This is a genomic window from Gluconobacter sp., assembly GCF_047723935.1.
Classification (GTDB): Bacteria; Pseudomonadota; Alphaproteobacteria; order Acetobacterales; family Acetobacteraceae; genus Gluconobacter.
In genome coordinates, this window is the sequence record NZ_JBDOBO010000006.1 from 45,161 (window position 1) to 62,320 (window position 17,160).

Annotated in this window: 15 protein-coding genes; 14 read left to right on the plus strand and 1 reads right to left on the minus strand. The window is 54.3% G+C overall.

The features are described from left to right. Positions 1-25 precede the first annotated feature (25 nt). The 6 genes from ABF979_RS04855 to ABF979_RS04880 all read left to right on the plus strand — a co-directional run bounded on the left by ABF979_RS04855 (position 26) and on the right by ABF979_RS04880 (position 7,257). On the plus strand, positions 26-1,618 hold the full coding sequence (locus tag ABF979_RS04855; protein ID WP_415558165.1) for an FGGY-family carbohydrate kinase: 1,593 nt from the start codon (positions 26-28) through the stop codon (positions 1,616-1,618). Then, a complete protein-coding gene (locus ABF979_RS04860) occupies positions 1,615-3,324 on the plus strand; it encodes an FAD-dependent oxidoreductase (RefSeq protein WP_415558167.1) in 1,710 nt (569 codons plus the stop codon). Before ABF979_RS04855 ends, ABF979_RS04860 begins: the two co-directional genes overlap by 4 nt. A 3-nt stretch (positions 3,325-3,327) precedes the next feature. Further along, complete coding sequence (locus ABF979_RS04865; protein ID WP_415558169.1) at positions 3,328-4,311, plus strand: hypothetical protein; 984 nt, start codon at positions 3,328-3,330, stop codon at positions 4,309-4,311. A gap of 205 nt (positions 4,312-4,516) precedes the next feature. Next, a complete protein-coding gene (locus tag ABF979_RS04870) occupies positions 4,517-5,299 on the plus strand; it encodes a triose-phosphate isomerase (RefSeq protein WP_415558170.1) in 783 nt (260 codons plus the stop codon). Beyond that, the gene (locus ABF979_RS04875; RefSeq protein WP_415558172.1) at positions 5,296-6,120 is read left to right on the plus strand and encodes a DeoR/GlpR family DNA-binding transcription regulator; all 825 of its coding nucleotides are present in this window, start codon (positions 5,296-5,298) and stop codon (positions 6,118-6,120) included. Before ABF979_RS04870 ends, ABF979_RS04875 begins: the two co-directional genes overlap by 4 nt. 198 nt (positions 6,121-6,318) lie before the next feature. Continuing rightward, a complete protein-coding gene (locus ABF979_RS04880; protein WP_415558174.1) occupies positions 6,319-7,257 on the plus strand; it encodes a YncE family protein in 939 nt (312 codons plus the stop codon). A 56-nt stretch (positions 7,258-7,313) separates the two neighbouring features. Here the strand turns inward: ABF979_RS04880 and ABF979_RS04885 are convergent, their stop codons facing one another. Further along, positions 7,314-9,626, minus strand: a complete 2,313-nt coding sequence (locus ABF979_RS04885; protein WP_415558176.1) for a TonB-dependent hemoglobin/transferrin/lactoferrin family receptor — start codon at positions 9,624-9,626, stop codon at positions 7,314-7,316. Positions 9,627-9,831: 205 nt separating this feature from the next. Here ABF979_RS04885 and ABF979_RS04890 point away from each other — a divergent pair, with 205 nt between their 5' ends. The 8 genes from ABF979_RS04890 (at position 9,832) to ABF979_RS04925 (ending at position 17,158) form a co-directional block, all read left to right on the plus strand. After that, on the plus strand, positions 9,832-10,455 hold the full coding sequence (locus ABF979_RS04890) for a biliverdin-producing heme oxygenase (RefSeq protein ID WP_415558178.1): 624 nt from the start codon (positions 9,832-9,834) through the stop codon (positions 10,453-10,455). Positions 10,456-10,523: 68 nt separating this feature from the next. Next, positions 10,524-11,438, plus strand: a complete 915-nt coding sequence (locus ABF979_RS04895) for a heme/hemin ABC transporter substrate-binding protein (RefSeq protein WP_415558180.1) — start codon at positions 10,524-10,526, stop codon at positions 11,436-11,438. 5 nt (positions 11,439-11,443) lie between these two features. Next, positions 11,444-12,463, plus strand: a complete 1,020-nt coding sequence (locus ABF979_RS04900; protein ID WP_415558240.1) for a FecCD family ABC transporter permease — start codon at positions 11,444-11,446, stop codon at positions 12,461-12,463. Further along, positions 12,460-13,302 carry a heme ABC transporter ATP-binding protein gene (locus ABF979_RS04905; RefSeq protein WP_415558182.1) on the plus strand — a complete coding sequence of 281 codons (843 nt, stop codon included), beginning with the start codon at positions 12,460-12,462 and terminating at the stop codon, positions 13,300-13,302. The genes ABF979_RS04900 and ABF979_RS04905 overlap by 4 nt, the downstream gene beginning before the upstream one ends. Further along, the gene (locus ABF979_RS04910) at positions 13,287-13,613 is read left to right on the plus strand and encodes an antibiotic biosynthesis monooxygenase family protein (RefSeq protein ID WP_415558184.1); all 327 of its coding nucleotides are present in this window, start codon (positions 13,287-13,289) and stop codon (positions 13,611-13,613) included. The genes ABF979_RS04905 and ABF979_RS04910 overlap by 16 nt, the downstream gene beginning before the upstream one ends. A gap of 121 nt (positions 13,614-13,734) precedes the next feature. Next, a complete protein-coding gene (locus tag ABF979_RS04915) occupies positions 13,735-14,520 on the plus strand; it encodes a DeoR/GlpR family DNA-binding transcription regulator (RefSeq protein WP_211500185.1) in 786 nt (261 codons plus the stop codon). Between the two features lie 120 nt (positions 14,521-14,640). Then, positions 14,641-16,221: a glycerol-3-phosphate dehydrogenase gene (glpD, locus tag ABF979_RS04920; RefSeq protein WP_415558186.1), complete on the plus strand. Its 1,581-nt coding sequence runs from the start codon at positions 14,641-14,643 to the stop codon at positions 16,219-16,221. A gap of 34 nt (positions 16,222-16,255) precedes the next feature. Then, positions 16,256-17,158 (plus strand): MIP/aquaporin family protein, encoded by a 903-nt coding sequence (locus ABF979_RS04925; protein ID WP_346005609.1) that lies wholly within the window; start codon positions 16,256-16,258, stop codon positions 17,156-17,158. The last annotated feature ends 2 nt before the right edge of the window (positions 17,159-17,160 follow it).

Sequence of the window (17,160 nt, forward strand, 5' to 3'; positions counted from 1 at the left end):
ATTGCAAGAGTGTCCGGAGGGCGAAATGCGCCAGGATTTCACGATCGGGATCGATTGCGGTTCTACCACGACGAAGGCTGTCATCTTCTCGAAGACAGGTGGAATTGTAGGGACCGGCCGTCGTCGTGTTCCCCAGCATATGGACGAACCGCGTCACGTTGAGCGAGATATGCATGAAGCGTGGCAGGCTGTTGTGGAAGCCGTCCAGGAAGCCTTGGACGTTTCCGGGCTGAGCGGGGATGATATTGCTGGCGTTGGGGTGACTGCACACGGTGACGGACTTTTTGTTCTTGACCGCTCAAGGCAGCCGTTGGGTCGAGGGATCATGTCGCTCGATAGTCGGGCCACGGAGATTCATGACGAATGGAAGCAGGAAGGCCGATTGGAGAAGATCGTCCCCATTGCGGGGCAGCGTCCTTATCCCTATTCCGCCACGACCCTGCTGGCGTGGATGAAGCGCCATCAACCAGATCGTTATCATGCCATTGGCACTGTCTTTTTTGCCAAGGACTGGATCCGCCTTTGTCTGACAGGGGAAATTGCGACAGATCTGACAGAGGCCAGCACATCTTTCACGGATCTTTACACACAGGGCTACAGCGACAGCATCCTTGATGTGCTGGATCTGCGTGAAATCCGCGGGGCGCTCCCCAAAATGCTACTGTCGTGTGACCAGGGTGGAACGATCACGGCAGAAGCTGCTCGTGCGACCGGCCTACGGGAAGGAACGCCGGTTTCTGTCGGGCTGCATGATGTAACAGCCGCCGCTGTGGGATCAGGCTACACGCGGCCAGGTGATCTTTCGATCACGGCGGGCACTTTTTCTATCAATGAAATTTTCCGCAGTCGGCCTGTCATAGGTGATGGCTGGTCCTGCCGCGCAGGCTATCGTCGCGGGTTGTGGAACTGCATGGCTATTTCGCCCGCGTCGTCCAGCAATCTGGAATGGCTCGCGCGTATGCTTCTTCCAGAGGAAAAAGAGGCCGCTCAAGTTCTCACAAAGGAAGTTGAGGCGAAGCTTGGGCGTTCTCGCGGCGAACGACCGATCCCGCTGTATCATCCGTTTCTTTTCGGATCACCTTATGAGGCACCGGCAAGTGCATCGCTGTTCGGGGTGCAGTCCTGGCATGATCGAGCAGATCTTTTTCAGGCGATGATTGAAGGGACAATCTTTAACCATCGCGAGCATGTTGAAACCTTGCGTCAGACAGGTGCTGTGCATCGCCTTGGTGTGTCAGGCGGGGGTAGTAGCCAAGCATCTATTGCGCAGATGTTTGCGGATATTCTCAATATGCCCGTCGAAATTTCCAGCGTTCGGGAGGCTGGAGCCTTGGGCGCGGCTCTGACGGCAAGTGTTGCTGTTGGGCTTTATGGAGATCTTGAGGAGGCGGTGGCTGCTCAGGAAATTCCTATGAATGTCTATCAGCCGGACCCCGCACGCGCACGGATCTATGAGGGCATTTATCGCCGATACGTCGCATTGACGCTGGCGATGAAACCTTTTTGGTCCGGTCTGTATGAGGCCGGTAGCGAAGTCAGTAGCGCCCCAGAAACCCCAGTGGGCCCCGTCATGAATTATGCGCTCTCAGCCGAAATCGCGAAGGAAATGCATTCGTGAAGACACTTTCAGCCGTGCCGGATAATGCCGAATTTGATGTCGTCATTATCGGGGCTGGCATTAATGGCGCTGGCCTGTTTCGTGAACTGGCTCTTCAGGGCGTGAAGACGCTCATTCTGGATCGAAGCGACATCTGTACAGGGGCATCCTGCGCACCATCCCGCTTGATCCATGGTGGTATCAAGTATCTGGAAACGGGCGAGTTCAAGCTTGTGGCGCAATCGACGTTGGAGCGAAATCTGCTCTTGCGAAATGCCCCGCATTTCGTTCGGCCACTGCCGACTGTTCTGCCGATCCGCACATGGCTTGGAGGGATCGTCACATCATTTCGTCGCTTCCTGAACCTTGGCGGCAAAATGACGGATCGTGGCGCGCTGGTTCTGGAAGTCGGGCTTCAGATTTACGATTTCCTAGGGCGCCGTGCTCGCGTCATGCCACGACATTCCCTCTGCCTCAGCCAGAAAACGCGCCGTGAATGGCCCCATATGGCGAAGGATGTTGTCGCAACAGCGCAGTATTACGATGCTGCGATCACGCAGCCTGAACGCCTCGGATATGAATGCGTGCAGGATGCGCTGGAAACAGCTCCGAACTGTGAGGCCGTAACCTATGTTGTCCCAGAGACTTTCCAAAGCGGACAACTCGTCCTGCGAGACGTGCTCACCGATGAAGTGAAAACGGTAAAGGCGCGTGTTTTGGTTAATGCGGGTGGCGCCTGGATTGATCAGATCAATACGATCCTGGGGCATCCAACGAAATATATTGGCGGCACAAAAGGGTCTCATCTGCTGTTGAAGCATGATGACCTGCTCCGGGAACTGAAGGGCCGGATGGTCTATTTCGGGACGCCGGATGGACGGATCTGTCTCGCATATCCGTTTTTTGGTCATGTCCTGGTTGGCTCTACCGATATCCGGATCGACGATCCAGACAAGGCAGTCTGTACGGACGAAGAGCAGGATTACATGCTGCGGATGCTGGCCGATTTGTTCCCCGGTTTCCATATCGGAAGCGAGCAGGTCACCTACCGTTATAGCGGTGTTCGTCCGCTACCCGCCACCAATGCGGCCGATCCATCTGCGATCAGTCGCGATCACATCGTTCATGAAGACAGGCTGGGTGCAACGCCTGTTCTGTCCCTCGTGGGTGGAAAATGGACGACTTTCCGTGGGCTAGGCGAAGAAGTCGCGGATCGTGTACTGGCGCTGCTGGGGCATCCGCGAAGCACGTCAACACAGGAATTGGCCATCGGCGGCGGCCGTGGTTTCCCGCAGGCAGATCAGCACACAGCCTATCTGGACAGGTTTGCGACGTCTTTTGGGCTGCCGCGCCCGCGTGCGTCCGTGCTGCTCGACCGGTACGGAACGCTAGCCAGAAAGATCGCAGCATTTTGTCAGGAGGCGGCAGACGCTCCTCTGCGAACGCTCCCGTCCTACACGCGTCGTGAACTGATGTTCATTGCTGAAAATGAACTGGTTCGGCGTCTGTCGGACGCTCTCTACCGTCGCACGACAATTGCACTCAGTGGCGCCATGACGCCGGCAGTCGTGCAGGAGGTTGCAAACATCATTGGAGAAACGCTGGGCTGGGATGAGCGGGAAGCCGCACGTCAGGCTCAGGATGCCTGGAGAGAAGGGCAGGAACGCCACAATCTCCGCGATCAATTTCCCCTGTCATCTGAACCCCTTGAAACTCTGAAAGCTTGAGCCATGAACCGCTACGAAGAAAAAATTGCACGCATGCGCGCTGGCAAAGACACGCGTTATGATTTCATCCTTGCGGATGCCAAGGATTCAGACATGGCAGCGGGCATCAGCGCGATGGGCAATCGCCGTAATCCGCGGGCTGGGCAGTCCCGGTTCCGGACGCGACCGCAATATCTGTCCGAAATCCAGTCCATCATCCGGCAGGATATTGTGGACATCATGCTGACCTCGGTCTCCATTCTGGAAGATCTGCTGGAGCGTGATGCGTTCGAGGGTACGAAAATCCAGAAGGCGATCCGTGCCAATGATACGACGGACCTGTGGCGTGGGCGTGGTGGACACTACCGCGCGCAAAAATCTGTTCCGTTCCGCTCTGCATCTTTGGAGCGGGCACAGACAAACCTTGGCCTGTATTCGATGACATTTAACGGTGACGTTGATCAGGATACGCTGGCTCTGGAAGAGTTTGCACGGTTCCGCGAAGAAGCCAAAATCAACGGGTTCTCTTACTTCCTCGAAGTCTTCAATCCGAATGAAGGGAATATCGCGCCAGAAGATTTCGGGGTGTTCCTGAATGATATGGTTACCCGTGCACTTGCTGGTCTTCGTAAGGAAGAGAAGCCTGTCTTCCTGAAAGTGCCGTTCAATGGCAGCGAGGCTTTTGCGGAGCTATGTGAATATGACCCGAGCGTTATCGTCGGAATTATGGGCGGCGGAAGTGGTACGACGCGCGATTGTCTGGAGCTGATTCATCAAGCCCAGAGCAGCGGTGCTCGTGCAGCGCTATTTGGTCGCAAGATTGTGGATGCTGCGGACCCGCTTTTGCTGATTGAAGCCATGCGCCGCGTCACGGATGGGGATCTCTCTCCTAATGAGGCAACGCATTTCTATCATGATGGCCTTGCCCGCAAAGGAATTGCCACACTTCGTCCTGCGGATGCCGATAGTCTGGTGACGGAGAGTGTTCTTCTGGAGCGGGCAGCTTAAAAACTTACAAGGGCAATAAAGGTCCTGTTTTCAGTATCTTCGTACCTGCCTTTAGAGCCCTCTTGGAGAGCGGGTACGGAGAGTTGAATTGAAAATATCATTCATTTCGGAACTTCATGTCTTTGGAGTGTTATGATTTAACGCTAAACATGACTTAGGTTTAGCGATCAAGATTCGATGGTCGCTGCCTTCTTTCGGGAGATGAATGGTGACTCGCAAAACAGTCTGGATCGGTACGAACTGGAAGATGAACAAGGGACCTGCCGAGGCCTTGGCTGCTGCAGAAGCGCTCAAGGCCTATCGAGCGCCGGATGGCGTGAAGCCCTTCATCATCACACCATTTACGTCCCTGCAGGCTGTTGCGAGTGTTCTGAAAGGGGCGGACGTGCTCGTCGGTGCGCAGAACATGCATTGGGAAGAGAGCGGTTCGTGGACAGGTGAAATTTCTCCCGCCATGGTGAAAGAGTGCGGGGCAGATATCGTCCTGATCGGCCATTCGGAACGTCGTCAGCATTTCGCGGAAACGGACTGGACTGTTAGTCGCAAGATGTCTGCGGCACTTCGTCATGGTTTGCGGCCTTTGCTGTGCATTGGCGAAAGCTTTGAAGAATACGATTTCGGTGTCACGGCAGAAACTCTCGCCCGACAGCTCAAGATTGCATTGCATGATGTGGCTCATGCAGATCTCCCGAAAATTCTGATTGCCTATGAACCGATCTGGGCGATCGGTGCAGGAGGGCGCGCGGCCGACACTGACTGTGTGGCAAAAGTTCACGCGGGGTTGCGTGCCGTTCTGTGTGAAATTGCCGGGAAGGATATCGGTGATCGCGTACCGCTACTCTATGGCGGAAGTGTCACGCAGGATAACGCCCGTAGCTATGTGAACCAGCCAAATGTGGATGGCGTATTTGTGGGGCGCGCAGGCTGGTCAGTTCCAGACTTCGAAAAGCTGATTGATCGTGTGATCGAGGAAAGAGCACCTGCATGATACCCGATATCCTTCATGGAAGCCGGGCTCTGTCCGCGCGGCGTCAGGCTGTTCTGGACTATGTCACGGCGCATGGCTGTGTTCTGATCCAGGATTTGCTGGTTCAGTTCACTATGACCCGCGCAGCCATGAATCGTGACCTCCACGCGCTTGCAACGCAGGGCCTGATCCGTAAAGTTGGTGAAAGCGTTACGACGCTCTCCAATGCTGTGGCGGCAAGCAGCATCATGCTGCGTGCTCGCCAGGCTGTGCAGGAAAAGCTGGGTATTACAGCGATCGCTGCGGGTTTGATCGAAGAAGGCGATACGATCGCTTTGGATGACTCAACAACATCGCGCTTTTTATCCGAACGCCTGCCGGCAATCGGTCAGCTTACAGTTGTGACGAACAGTCTGGGGATCAGCACGAAGATTGGGCGTTCTCGTGATATCAGCCTGATTGCGCTGGGTGGACGATATAATCCAACCTTTGATGCATTTCTCGGAGTTTTGTGTGAACGCAGTGTCACCTCGCTTCGGATCAACACATTATTCATGTCCACCTCAGCTATTCACGGACTTTCGGCCTACCATCAGGATGAAGACCTCATCAAAGCCAAAAGTGCGCTGATGAACATGGCCGATCGACGGGTTCTGATGGTGGATAGCCGTAAATTCGGAATCAGTGCGCTCAATCATCTGGCAAATCTGACGGATTTTGATGCCGTTATTACGGACTCTGGCCTGCCAGATAATGTCGCGGACAAGATGATAGGAGCGGGCGTCAAACTGCATATTGCAGACATTTCTGCCAAAGATATGCCAATAGCGATGACGGCCTGATCATCCGCTTTTTGAAATAATATAGAATTTATTGCATCTCAGTGCTGCCTGACGTGCACTTTGTAAAACGTATGGTCTGGTTTTGATTGACGCTGGCATTTTTGTGACAGCATTTCGGCCGGACTATCTAAAACCAAATGCTTTTTATATTGTTCTGTATCAGGAGCATCCTGAGACAAGTAAAAGCAAGGACGGTTTATGACTTCCAGTCATTGCAGCGGATTAATTGTCGTGGACAAGAAGGGCGCACAGCTTCTTTTCCTGGACCCGATAACGCTCGAAGTGCTGGATCATATTGGCGGCATGCCGAGCCTGCCACATGAACTGGCCATAGATAATCGTCATGGGCTTGCATTTGTACCAGCCTACGGAAATGGTTTTCACGGCAACAATCCTGCCCCAAACCATTTCGTTTCAGTTATAGATTTGCATGCAAGAACCAGACTTTCAGACATTGATCTGACACCTCTTGAATCTCCGCATACGTTGCGTTTCGGTCCAGATGGTTTGCTGTATGTCTGCTGTGAGGCAAGCGCTGCCGTGGCGGTGATAGATCCGGAGACGAAGAGAGTAAGACGTGTTCTGCAGGCATTTTCCCGGAATGCACACAGGCTCACTGTTCTTCCGCAGCGTAAGCTGATCGTCACGGAAAACGAAGAAGATGCGACACTGACCGTTCTGCGTATTGGCGATGATAGCTTCAGGCGTACGATTGTTCTTCCTGCGCCCTCTGCTGGTATTGATCATCTGCCAGATGAAAAATTTCTCGTGGTCAGCAATGCCTTGCATCCATCGTTATTTCTAATGGATGTCGATGGGGGAGAGCTGCGTCAGGAAGTTGAACTGAAGCATCATCATAAAAGTGCACAGATCGTGCGGGTTAGCCCCGATGGAAAATGGCTTCTTGTGATTGGAGACTTTGAACCGATTGTAACATTGATCAGCCTTCCTCAATGGGACCAGTACCCCGTTCCTGTTGGTCGGAAACCGATGGATGCGGCCTTTAGGCCCGATGGCACAACAGTGCTTGTGGCGAATGAAGGTGATGGCACATTGACTGAAATCCAACTTTCCAATCGCAAGGTGCTGCGAACAGTGAAAGCTGGCTTCGGGTGCGAGACGCTTGGTTTTTTTTGAAACACCGTGACGTATTCTGGCGTGGGTCACGGTCTTTCAGGTCGGGTTTCTGACGCTTAGAAATTGATGAGCGTCGTCACTTTAAAGCTGCGGCCAGGCTGCGTGTAATAGGACTTGGGGACGCTGATGCTGTCAGGTACGTCCAATGCATTATAGTAACGTTTGTTGAACATATTATACATGCCAGCCTGCACGCGCAGGTTCGGGAAGAATTTTGGCGAGTACCAGCCTGTTAAATCGAAGAGTGCATAGCCTGGTGTCTTGTTCACATTAGACGCCATGTTCTGCACCTTGTTGCGTGCAGCCGCGAATGTTGTGGAGAAATTCGCGCCCCAGTGCTCTCGGTTATAGGCAACGCCCACAATTCCGCGGAATGGTGCAACCGAGTTCAGGTGAACATGTTCATCGGTATCCTGGCCATCAGAATAGGCAAGGGACGTCCATACCTGCCAGTAATTGGCGAAAGTCCAGTTAGCGCGTGCTTCTACGCCGTAGATACGGACATGCTGGCGGTTGACGTATTCGAAAACACCAAATGGGTAGTATCCGCCGATGCCGGCGGCTGCCGCTGTTGTCGTGATCGTATCGATGAAATTGTGGTAGTAATTATCGAAGAATGAAATTGTTGCGCCGCGTTTGGAATCTCCATATCGCGCCCCGACTTCCCAGCCACGACTGGTCTCGGGTTTGAGGTTCTGGTTCCCGATCGAGACATAGCTGCCTGTGCCACCATAGGTCAGGTACATTTCTGTTGCGGAGGGCGCACGGAAAGCCTGTGAGTATTGTCCGTAAAGCGTAAGGTTTTTCAGAACCCGGGCTTCGACCAGAACTTTCGGAGAATAATGCGAGCCGCTGGCCCCGTCCGGTGTACCTTCATAAGCGGCATTTCTAGCATAGCTTGCAGTGTATTGTGGGCTGCGTCTGTAGTGATCGAAGCGGAATCCTGGCGTAACATGGAGCCATTCCATTTTCCCGAAACCAATTCGGTCCTGCACTATCGCTCCAAGATCTGTGCCATGAACATCAGGCATATCGGACTGGTTTACATGCAAGAAACTGCACGAATAGATCCGTGCGCTGCAATTATCGAGACCCGCAGCATATTGCCTGGTGTCTGTAATATAGGCTTCTCCGCCAAGGGTAATGACGTGATGGAATGGGCCAGTGAAAATATTTGACGTGATGGAGCTGGTTGTTCCGTATGACTGAACAGCGAGATTGCTGTTCCTGTCATACTCCCCAATGGGAGCTGTCAGTCGAGTGGCGGCTGTGTCTGTGATTGAATTAACTTTTTGCCAGTAAGCAATGAGATGCGCTTCGCTGATAAAGGCTGTGGGCTTCTCAGACTTATAATCGTAGCTACCGGAAACGCGCGTGCGCTTGCTTTCTTCCAGTGTGTGATAGCGGCTGTAAGTTGAGCTGATACTGCTCAGAGTATTTTCGTTGTAATTCCGATCAAACACTTCACCCGTTAAGCCGAAGCGATGACCGCCTTCCACGTATTGATGAATTTTACCCAGGAAGTTTCCTTGTGTGTAGGAGGCTGGGTCTTTGTCTGATCGTGTGGACCCAACGCCGCCTGTGCCCCCCATATTTCCGGTTTGGCTGCCGGTCTGATAGCCGCCCTGAACCAGGATCATTGTGTTATGATAACGTCCGGCAAGAGCCTGGTTGAGGTATCCACTTTCGCTGGAGCCATCGTATGTCAGCTTGGTCAGGCCGCCATAAGCTTTGTTGCCTGTCAGAAGGTCTTCCGGGTCCAGCGTTTTGAGTGAAACAACACCGCCGAGCGCACCTGTTCCGAAAAAGCCGGAGTTCGCGTTTTTGACAATGTCGATCGAGCCAAGAGAATTGAAATCGTAGGATGAAACACCACCACTGACACCACGTGCGCCGTCATTCGCCCAGATTGTTCGAATGCCGTCTATGGTGGTGAGAATGCGGTTCTGATCCAGCCCACGCATATTAATGCTGAGATTGTTATTGTTGTAATTCACTCCCGCGTCCACGCGACGAGCATAGTCTGAAATGCTGTCAATCATGCGGGACTGAAGTGTTTTAAGCGTTGTTGTCAGAGTCATGACACGCGGTTTCCCGACGGCACTATAGTCCGCATCCGGGTCACCTTTCATTGACCCAATGATGTCTGCAACGGCCTGCCCTCGAACATGGAGCGGCTTGAGCTGAACTGTAGGCGCCGCTCCGGCGTGCGGTGGTATGCTGTCTGTTTTTGCATCTCCGACATACTCCAAGCCGGTGCCGGACTGTGCCTGAGCAGACGGTAACGATGCAAAAATACAGACCAGCGCGGAGGTCGCCAGCATGGGCTGCCGCAGAAAACGTGTTGGACGAACGCTATGTCTGCTCATGGAAACCATCACCCTTAAATGAGAACCGGTCGCATCTAATGGCGAGGGATTTTTATAGCGTCAATCTAAATGATATTGATTCTCATTTTCATTGAAGGTGCCGGATGAATATGCCACACAGGCCGCGTCGACTCTTTTCTTCGAGAAGGCGAGCAAACGATTCAGGTATTCATTCCGGCTGAGATCAAAAGGAGAAATGGCGGATATGAGCGCGTTTTTCACCGACAATACGCTGTCCCTGGCACTCCGGGAAAAGACAAAATCCATTCATGACCGGACCGATCATAAGATCATGTCCATGGGAATTTTTTCCAGTCTGGATGGATATCGGATCTTTCTTTTGTCTCAGTATGTTTTCCTGCGAGATATGACAAATATTTACGAAAACGAAATATTGCGAAATCTTCTCCCTGATCTTAAGGCGCGTAACCGCTTTCCCTGGGTGGAAGCTGACATGAGAGATCTTGGTCTTACTGCCCCGATGGCGCATCGTGGGAATGTGATTCCGCTCAATCCTTCGGTTGCCGTAGGTTGGTTATATGTCGCGGAAGGATCGAAGCTTGGGGCGAATATTCTGTCCAAGATGGCGATGGCTCTAGGCCTGACAGAAAGTTTTGGAGCTCGTCATTTGGCACCAGCCCCAGAAGGGCGGGGCTTATCGTGGAAAATGTTCAAAGCGGCAATCGATAACGCAGAACTGGACCGGGCTATGTGTGTTGCTGCGGCTGAGGAAGCCTTTGCGCGCTTCTCCAGTTGTATTGATCAGATGGTCGCTTTGAGTTCTGGGCGTGATTTTTCGTTCAGACGGAATGAAAGAGCTAGCCTTTAAATGAGAATGACTTTCGATTGCATGGTTCCAGACGACAGATGTTTTTTGATGCGAGAAGGGCAGGGGCGATGAATGGATTTGGTTTGGAACGCCGCAATTTTCTAGGTCTGATCTGCGCCAGCGCTTTAATGCCGTCCTGCCTGCATGCAGCAACCCGGACGGTGACGGACAGTCGCGGTCGTCAGGTTGTTCTGGGGGCCGCTTCCAGAATTGCCTGCATCGGGGGAACGATTACCGAGACGCTTTATCGTCTTGGTGCAGCCGATCAAATTGTCGCCGTTGATACGACTTCGACTTGGCCCGAAACCGCACTGAAAGATAAAAAGTCTCTGGGCTATATGCGGGCCATCTCCTCGGAAGGGGTTTTATCCGTAAAACCGGATCTCATTCTTGCGATGGACGCAGCAGGCCCGGCCGATGCCATGTCTCAGTTGGTGGCGTCAGGTATTCCCATTGTGTTTGTCGATTCAACGCCTTCGCCCGACGCTATTATTGGCCGGACGCAGTTTCTGGCAAAAGTTGTGAACCGTGAGCAGGCGGGCACGCAGCTTGCTCAGGATATTCAGCAGAAGTTTTCTGCTCTTAAAGACTGGCGCGACACACATGCTGCGTCACCGCGCGTCCTGTTTATCATGCGAATGACGAATAACCGTCCGCTCGCGGCGGGGCGTGGCACGGCTGCCGATGCCGTTATCCGGCTTGCAGGAGGCGTCAATGTCGGGGCGGATCTGCAAGGCTACAAGCTTCTGAACACAGAATCCCTTGTGACCCTTAAGCCCGATATCATTCTCACAATGAACCAAGGGGGCGAGGATATCCGCAAAGCTCTCTTGAGCGATCCCGGATTTAGTTTGACGCCAGCGGGACAGAAAAAAGCCATTGTGGAAATGGAAGGAGAGCGCCTTCTGGGATTTGGTCCGAGAACGCCCGAAGCGGCGCTGGATCTGGCACGTCTGATGGCGAAAGCGGAGCATCCTGCGTGAGGGCAATGCGCGTGCATGCGGGCTGGATCTTACTATCGCTTCTGCCGCTGTTAATTCTTGTCATGCTGGTCGCAGTCGAGGTTGGTGCAAGCGGGGCAGGCATTGGTACGCTTCTGCATGCACCTGACGTTGCAACCAGAAATCTAGCCTGGATGGTGATCGCGCATATTCGTGCGCCACGTGTTGTTCTTGCCGCCATGGCTGGTGCAGCTTTGGGTGCCGCGGGCGCAACGATGCAGGGGCTTTTTCGGAATCCATTGGCTGATCCGGGGTTGATTGGCGTGTCCTCCGGGGCCGCTCTGGCTGCTTCATGCGTCATCGTACTGGGCGTTGATATGGCTCAGTCAGGGTTTCTAAACGGTTGGGCTGTGCCTTTGGCCGGAATGCTGGGCAGCTTTCTCGTCACACTCCTCCTTTACGTCTTTGCGACCCGCGCTGGCATCACCTCTGTCACGACTGTTCTGTTGGCTGGCGTCGCGTTCGGAGCCTTTTCCGGCGCATTGACGGGTATTCTCATTTTTCGGGCCAATGATACGGCGCTGCGGGATCTGACGTTCTGGACTCTCGGGAGTTTCTCAGGGGCAAGTTGGGAACGTATTGGCCTACTCTCGCCATTTCTTCTCCTTGCAGGCGTGATTGCGACACGTCTCGCTGTTCCTCTGAACGCCATGCTTCTTGGAGAGGCGGATGCTGCTTTGATGGGGTATCCTGTCGAGCGGACGAAACGGCTGGCAATGCTGGGGGTGGCTGCATCCGTCGGGCCGGTAGTCGCGTTTGTGGGCGCTATTGGGTTTGTTGGCGTTGTGGTTCCTCACCTTGTGAGGTTGGTCACCGGCCCAGACCACCGTCTGGTTCTGCCTGGGAGCGCTCTTCTTGGGGCTATTCTTCTCACTGCGGCCGATACGATTGCCAGACTGGTTGCGGCTCCTGCGGAACTGCCTGTTGGTATAATTACCGCAGCACTCGGAACCCCGGTCTTTGTCTGGCTCTTGAGTCGCATTCATGGAGCGGACATTCCATCATGACACTGGAAATTCAGAACGCCTCAGCCAGAGCGGGTGGTCGTGAGATTGTTCACAATCTTGATCTGGCGCTCGCGGCAGGAGAAATTGTTGCTGTGGTGGGGCCTAACGGCGCGGGCAAAAGTACGCTCCTGAAGCTCGCGTGCGGTTTGATGCCGTTGCATGGCGGTGAGATCCGCTTTGATGGCTCAAAAATTGGATCGCTTTCCGCAGGCGAACTTTCTCGCCGCCGGGCGCTCTTGCCCCAGGAGTGTCCGATGCGCGCGCGCTTCACGGCGCTGGAGCTGGTTCTTATGGGGACTGCTATTTCCGGGCAGGGCCGCCCGATGGCTGAGCGTGTTGTGATTGCACAGGACACGCTGGATCGCGTCGGGCTGTCATCGTTCATGGAACGCGACATTATGACGCTATCCGGGGGGGAAAGGCAGCGCGTTCATCTTGCGCGGGTGCTGGCGCAGCTTGAGGCTGCAGCGCGGAATGGCGCGCCCGGCTGTCTGTTGCTGGATGAACCTTTGTCCGCACAGGATATGGCACGGCAGCGCCTCATTCTTCAGATTGCAAAGATGCATGCGGCGCATGGTGGAAGCGTGTTGCTGGTTCTTCATGATCTGAACTGGGCTGCGGCCTGTGCCGATCGTATCGTCGTTATGCATCAGGGGCGGATACAGTCACACGGTCTCCCCCGTGACATCCTGACTTCTGAACTCCTCCACGACGTTTTTGGGATTCCTGATGGCTGCATTCATCAACATTGCAGCACGGGGCGTCCGTTCGTTGTTCCGCATGATCTCGTCATGCCGGAAGATATCAACAAGAGAGAGATACCATGTATATTGCAATGAACCGCTTCAAGGTGCGGCCTGATAGTGAAGACGCTTTTCGGCAGCGCTGGCTGGAGCGGGAAGTTTTGCTGAAGACCGTTCCAGGATTTGTCAGTTTTCAATTCCTGCAGGGACCAGCCAAAGAAGATCATGTTCTTTATGCGTCTCATACGGTCTGGGAATCTTATGAGGCCTTTGTTGGTTGGACACAGTCTGAGCAGTTCCGCGCTGCTCATGCCGGTGCCGGTGCCGGTGCCGGACAAGGCAAAGTGCTGACCGTGGGACCGCCAGTCTTTGAAGGCTTCAAGGTTCTTCAGAATATCGAAATCTGAAATGTCTTTGATGGTGGGGTGATTAAAAAGCGTCACGGGGTCTGTCGCTGACAAAGTTCGCGATTGCGCGTTTTTGTTCGTGTTGTCACACTGTCCTGGAAATCATTTCAGGTCAGTGTGCATGAGCAACCCCACCATCAGGATCAACCCTCGTCAGGAACAGATCATCCGACTGGTTCGCAGTCAGGGCTATGTGTCGAACGAGGACATGGCACAGCAGTTCGATGTGGCGGTTCAAACCATTCGGCGGGACATTGGGTTTCTGGCAGAGCAGGGGCTTCTGACCCGCCATCATGGTGGAGCAACACCGAACTCCACCATTGAAAATATCGCCTACAATGAACGGCAGATTCTGAACCTGAAGGCCAAGGATGCGATCGGCCATTGCGCAGCGTCTCTTATTCCTGACCGTTCGTCCCTGTTTATTAATATTGGTACGACAACCGAGGCTTTCGCCCGGTCTCTGGGGGGGCATCGTGACCTGCGGGTCGTGACTAACAACCTCCATGTTGCGTCTCTTATTTCCGGAAGACCTGATTTTAGAACCGTGATCGCAGCAGGAGAGCTTCGGCCCAAAGATGGGGCAATTCTGGGCGCTGCTGCGATTGAGACCTTGGATTCTTTTCGGACAGAGTTCGGCGTCATCGGCATCAGCGGTATCGCAGATGACGGAACACTGCTGGATTTCGACCTGAATGAAATTCAGTGTGCCCGCACAATTATCCGAAATTCTCGCCGTGTTCTGCTGCTGGCAGATCATACAAAATTCAGTCGGCAGCCCATGGGGCGCGTGGGTGGACTGGCAGATATTGATGATCTGATTACCGATCGACCCGTCTCGGACGCATTCCAAGCGCTTCTGGACGCGGCAAATGTGACGCTACATATCGCTCAAACATCACAGTAGTACGCGAAAAAAAGAACACTTATCTGTTATAAATCGAAGAAGCCTCTTTACTTTATCGTTCAATATGCGCGAAAACGAACATCAGATGCTCGTTTTGGAGCGTGGTGGCAGGAGATTGTTATGTCATCGATTCGTGAAGTTTCGCCTTCAAGCCCGCACAGCGCGCCTTATGACGTGCTTGTGGTTGGTGGGGGCATCAACGGCTGCGGCATTGCCCGTGATGCCGCAGGCCGTGGTGCGAAGGTCATCCTTGTCGAGCAGGATGACCTTGCAAGCCATACATCTTCTGCCAGCACCAAGCTGATCCACGGTGGTCTGCGGTATCTGGAATATTACGAGTTCCGGCTGGTGCGCGAGGCCCTGATTGAGCGTGAGCGTCTGTTAAAGATTGCGCCGCACATCATCTGGCCGATGCGTTTTGTTCTGCCGCACTCCAAGATGCTGCGTCCTGCCTGGCTGCTACGGACAGGCCTGTTCCTGTACGACCACCTCTGCACGACCATGACGTTGCCGAAAACGCGCGCGGTGAACCTCCGTACGGACGTGACAGGGCGCCCGCTCAAGAGCGAATACGTGCGTGGGTTCGAATATTCCGATGGCTGGGTGCAGGACAGCCGTCTGGTTGTGCTCAATGCCATGGATGCCACCCGTCTGGGGGCCTCCATCAACACGCGCACCAAACTTGTGAAAGCGGAGCGTGGGGCGCAGCTCTGGACCGCAACGCTTCTTGACCGCGACAGTGGTGAAGAACGGACAGTTCAGGCCAAGACCATTGTGAATGCAGCTGGACCATGGGTCGCAGAGCTTCTTCAGGATCGTGTTGGCGTGCAGAGCCGTAACAAGGTGCGTCTCGTCAAGGGAAGCCACATTGTGGTGCCGCGCCTGTTCGAGAGCAAGCAGGCTTATATCCTGCAAAATCCGGACAAGCGGATTGTGTTCGCGATCCCCTACGAGCAGGATTTCACGCTCATCGGCACGACGGACGTTCCCTGGGAGCAGGACCCTGGCAAAGTTGAAATCTCGGCAGATGAAATCAAGTATCTTTGCGAGAGCGTCAGCCGCTATTTCCAGAAGTCAGTCAGCCCGGATGATGTGGTCTGGACGTATGCCGGTGTTCGTCCGCTTTATGACGACAACTCTGGCAATGCGTCCGCTGTAACGCGTGACTATGTGCTGGATGTTGATGCGTCTGGTGCACCGATCCTGTCTGTTTTCGGCGGCAAGATCACGACGTTCCGCAAGCTGGCCGAGCATGCACTTGAGAAGCTGGTTCCACATCTTCCTGTGCTGGGCGGTCCATCCTGGACTGCTGAGACGTCATTGCCAGGTGGGGATTTTGCTCCGGCCGATTTTGACCGTCAGGTGGCGAAGCTCCAGGCGTATGCGCCTCATCTGGCCCCTTACACAGCCTGGCGGCTCATGCGGAATTACGGTTTGCGGGCGTTTGATATCGCTACGCAGGCAGAAGCCGATATGGGGCAGTGGTTCGGTAAGACACTGAGTGCGCGCGAAGTCGATTATCTGATCGACAACGAATGGGCACGGTCTGCGCAGGACGTGCTGTGGCGTCGCTCGAAGCTGGGTCTGTTCATGACTGATGCCGAGAAAGCCGCACTCCAGACCTATATCGAGGAGCGCGCCGGAACAGAACGTTCGGCCAACTCCGAGACCTCCGGAACATGGCGGCAGGACGTCGCCTGATCTTTCCTTCAATTCTCATGTCGGACATCCGGTCATGTCAGAGAATAAACGCTACCTTGGTGAACTCCTTGCTGAGTTCTTTGCTGTCGCCATCATCATTCTCTTCGGAGATGGCGTCGCTGCCATGTATTCGCTTTACGACCCCAGCCCGTACAAGACGGCCTACTGGGGCGTCTGTATCGTCTGGGGACTGTCCGTTACGGTTGCGATTTACGCCACCGGTGCAGTCAGCGGCACGCACGCCAACCCGGCTGTGACGCTCTCACTTGCGCTCTTCCGTGGGTTCTCATGGAAGAAGGTCGTACCCTACATCGGTGCTCAGGTTCTGGGCGGTCTGGCGGGTGCGGCACTGGTGTACTCGCTCTATGTGCCGGTCATTGACCACTACAATGCTGCGCATGGCCTGACGCGTGCACTGGATGGCGGCTCTGCTGGCGTGTTCTTCACGCATCCTGGCGATTTCATCAGTGTCGCTCATGCCTTCTGGGATGAGGCTGTTCTGACCGGTGTTCTGGTGTTCGGTATTTTCGCCGTAACCTGCCAGTACAACACGCAGGCTCCGCAGGCGAATTCTGGTGCGCTGATCATTGGTCTTCTGGTTGCAATCATCGGTGCGTCTGCCGGATATCTGGAAGCCTGGGCCATCAATCCGGCTCGTGACTTTGGTCCACGCCTGTTCTGCTTCTTTGCAGGGTGGGGGCAGGCTGCCATTCCGGCTCCGTCCAACTACTGGTGGGTGCCAATTGCAGCGCCAATGGTCGGTGGTCCGATTGGTGCTGCGATTTACCAGTATGGTCTTCGCCCCTTCATGCCTCGGATTTCTGTGGTAGCATCTGCGCCATCATCTGAAGCGCTAAACCTAGCCGAGCCCGTGCTCGTCGTTTCGAACCCTTCCGTACCTGCCTCGACAGGTCCCGTCATCGACAAGGTCTCTTGATC

Bases quoted from the DNA above. Each gene is read 5' to 3' on its own strand.
- ABF979_RS04855 (WP_415558165.1), top strand. From the start codon at position 26: ATGCGCCAGGATTTCACGATCGGGATCGATTGCGGTTCTACCACGACG.
- ABF979_RS04865 (WP_415558169.1), top strand. From the start codon at position 3,328: ATGAACCGCTACGAAGAAAAAATTGCACGCATGCGCGCTGGCAAAGAC.
- ABF979_RS04870 (WP_415558170.1), top strand. From the start codon at position 4,517: ATGGTGACTCGCAAAACAGTCTGGATCGGTACGAACTGGAAGATGAAC.
- ABF979_RS04875 (WP_415558172.1), top strand. From the start codon at position 5,296: ATGATACCCGATATCCTTCATGGAAGCCGGGCTCTGTCCGCGCGGCGT.
- ABF979_RS04880 (WP_415558174.1), top strand. From the start codon at position 6,319: ATGACTTCCAGTCATTGCAGCGGATTAATTGTCGTGGACAAGAAGGGC.
- ABF979_RS04885 (WP_415558176.1), bottom strand. From the start codon at position 9,626: ATGAGCAGACATAGCGTTCGTCCAACACGTTTTCTGCGGCAGCCCATG.
- ABF979_RS04890 (WP_415558178.1), top strand. From the start codon at position 9,832: ATGAGCGCGTTTTTCACCGACAATACGCTGTCCCTGGCACTCCGGGAA.
- ABF979_RS04895 (WP_415558180.1), top strand. From the start codon at position 10,524: ATGAATGGATTTGGTTTGGAACGCCGCAATTTTCTAGGTCTGATCTGC.
- ABF979_RS04900 (WP_415558240.1), top strand. From the start codon at position 11,444: ATGCGCGTGCATGCGGGCTGGATCTTACTATCGCTTCTGCCGCTGTTA.
- ABF979_RS04905 (WP_415558182.1), top strand. From the start codon at position 12,460: ATGACACTGGAAATTCAGAACGCCTCAGCCAGAGCGGGTGGTCGTGAG.
- ABF979_RS04910 (WP_415558184.1), top strand. From the start codon at position 13,287: ATGTATATTGCAATGAACCGCTTCAAGGTGCGGCCTGATAGTGAAGAC.
- ABF979_RS04915 (WP_211500185.1), top strand. From the start codon at position 13,735: ATGAGCAACCCCACCATCAGGATCAACCCTCGTCAGGAACAGATCATC.
- glpD (WP_415558186.1), top strand. From the start codon at position 14,641: ATGTCATCGATTCGTGAAGTTTCGCCTTCAAGCCCGCACAGCGCGCCT.
- ABF979_RS04925 (WP_346005609.1), top strand. From the start codon at position 16,256: ATGTCAGAGAATAAACGCTACCTTGGTGAACTCCTTGCTGAGTTCTTT.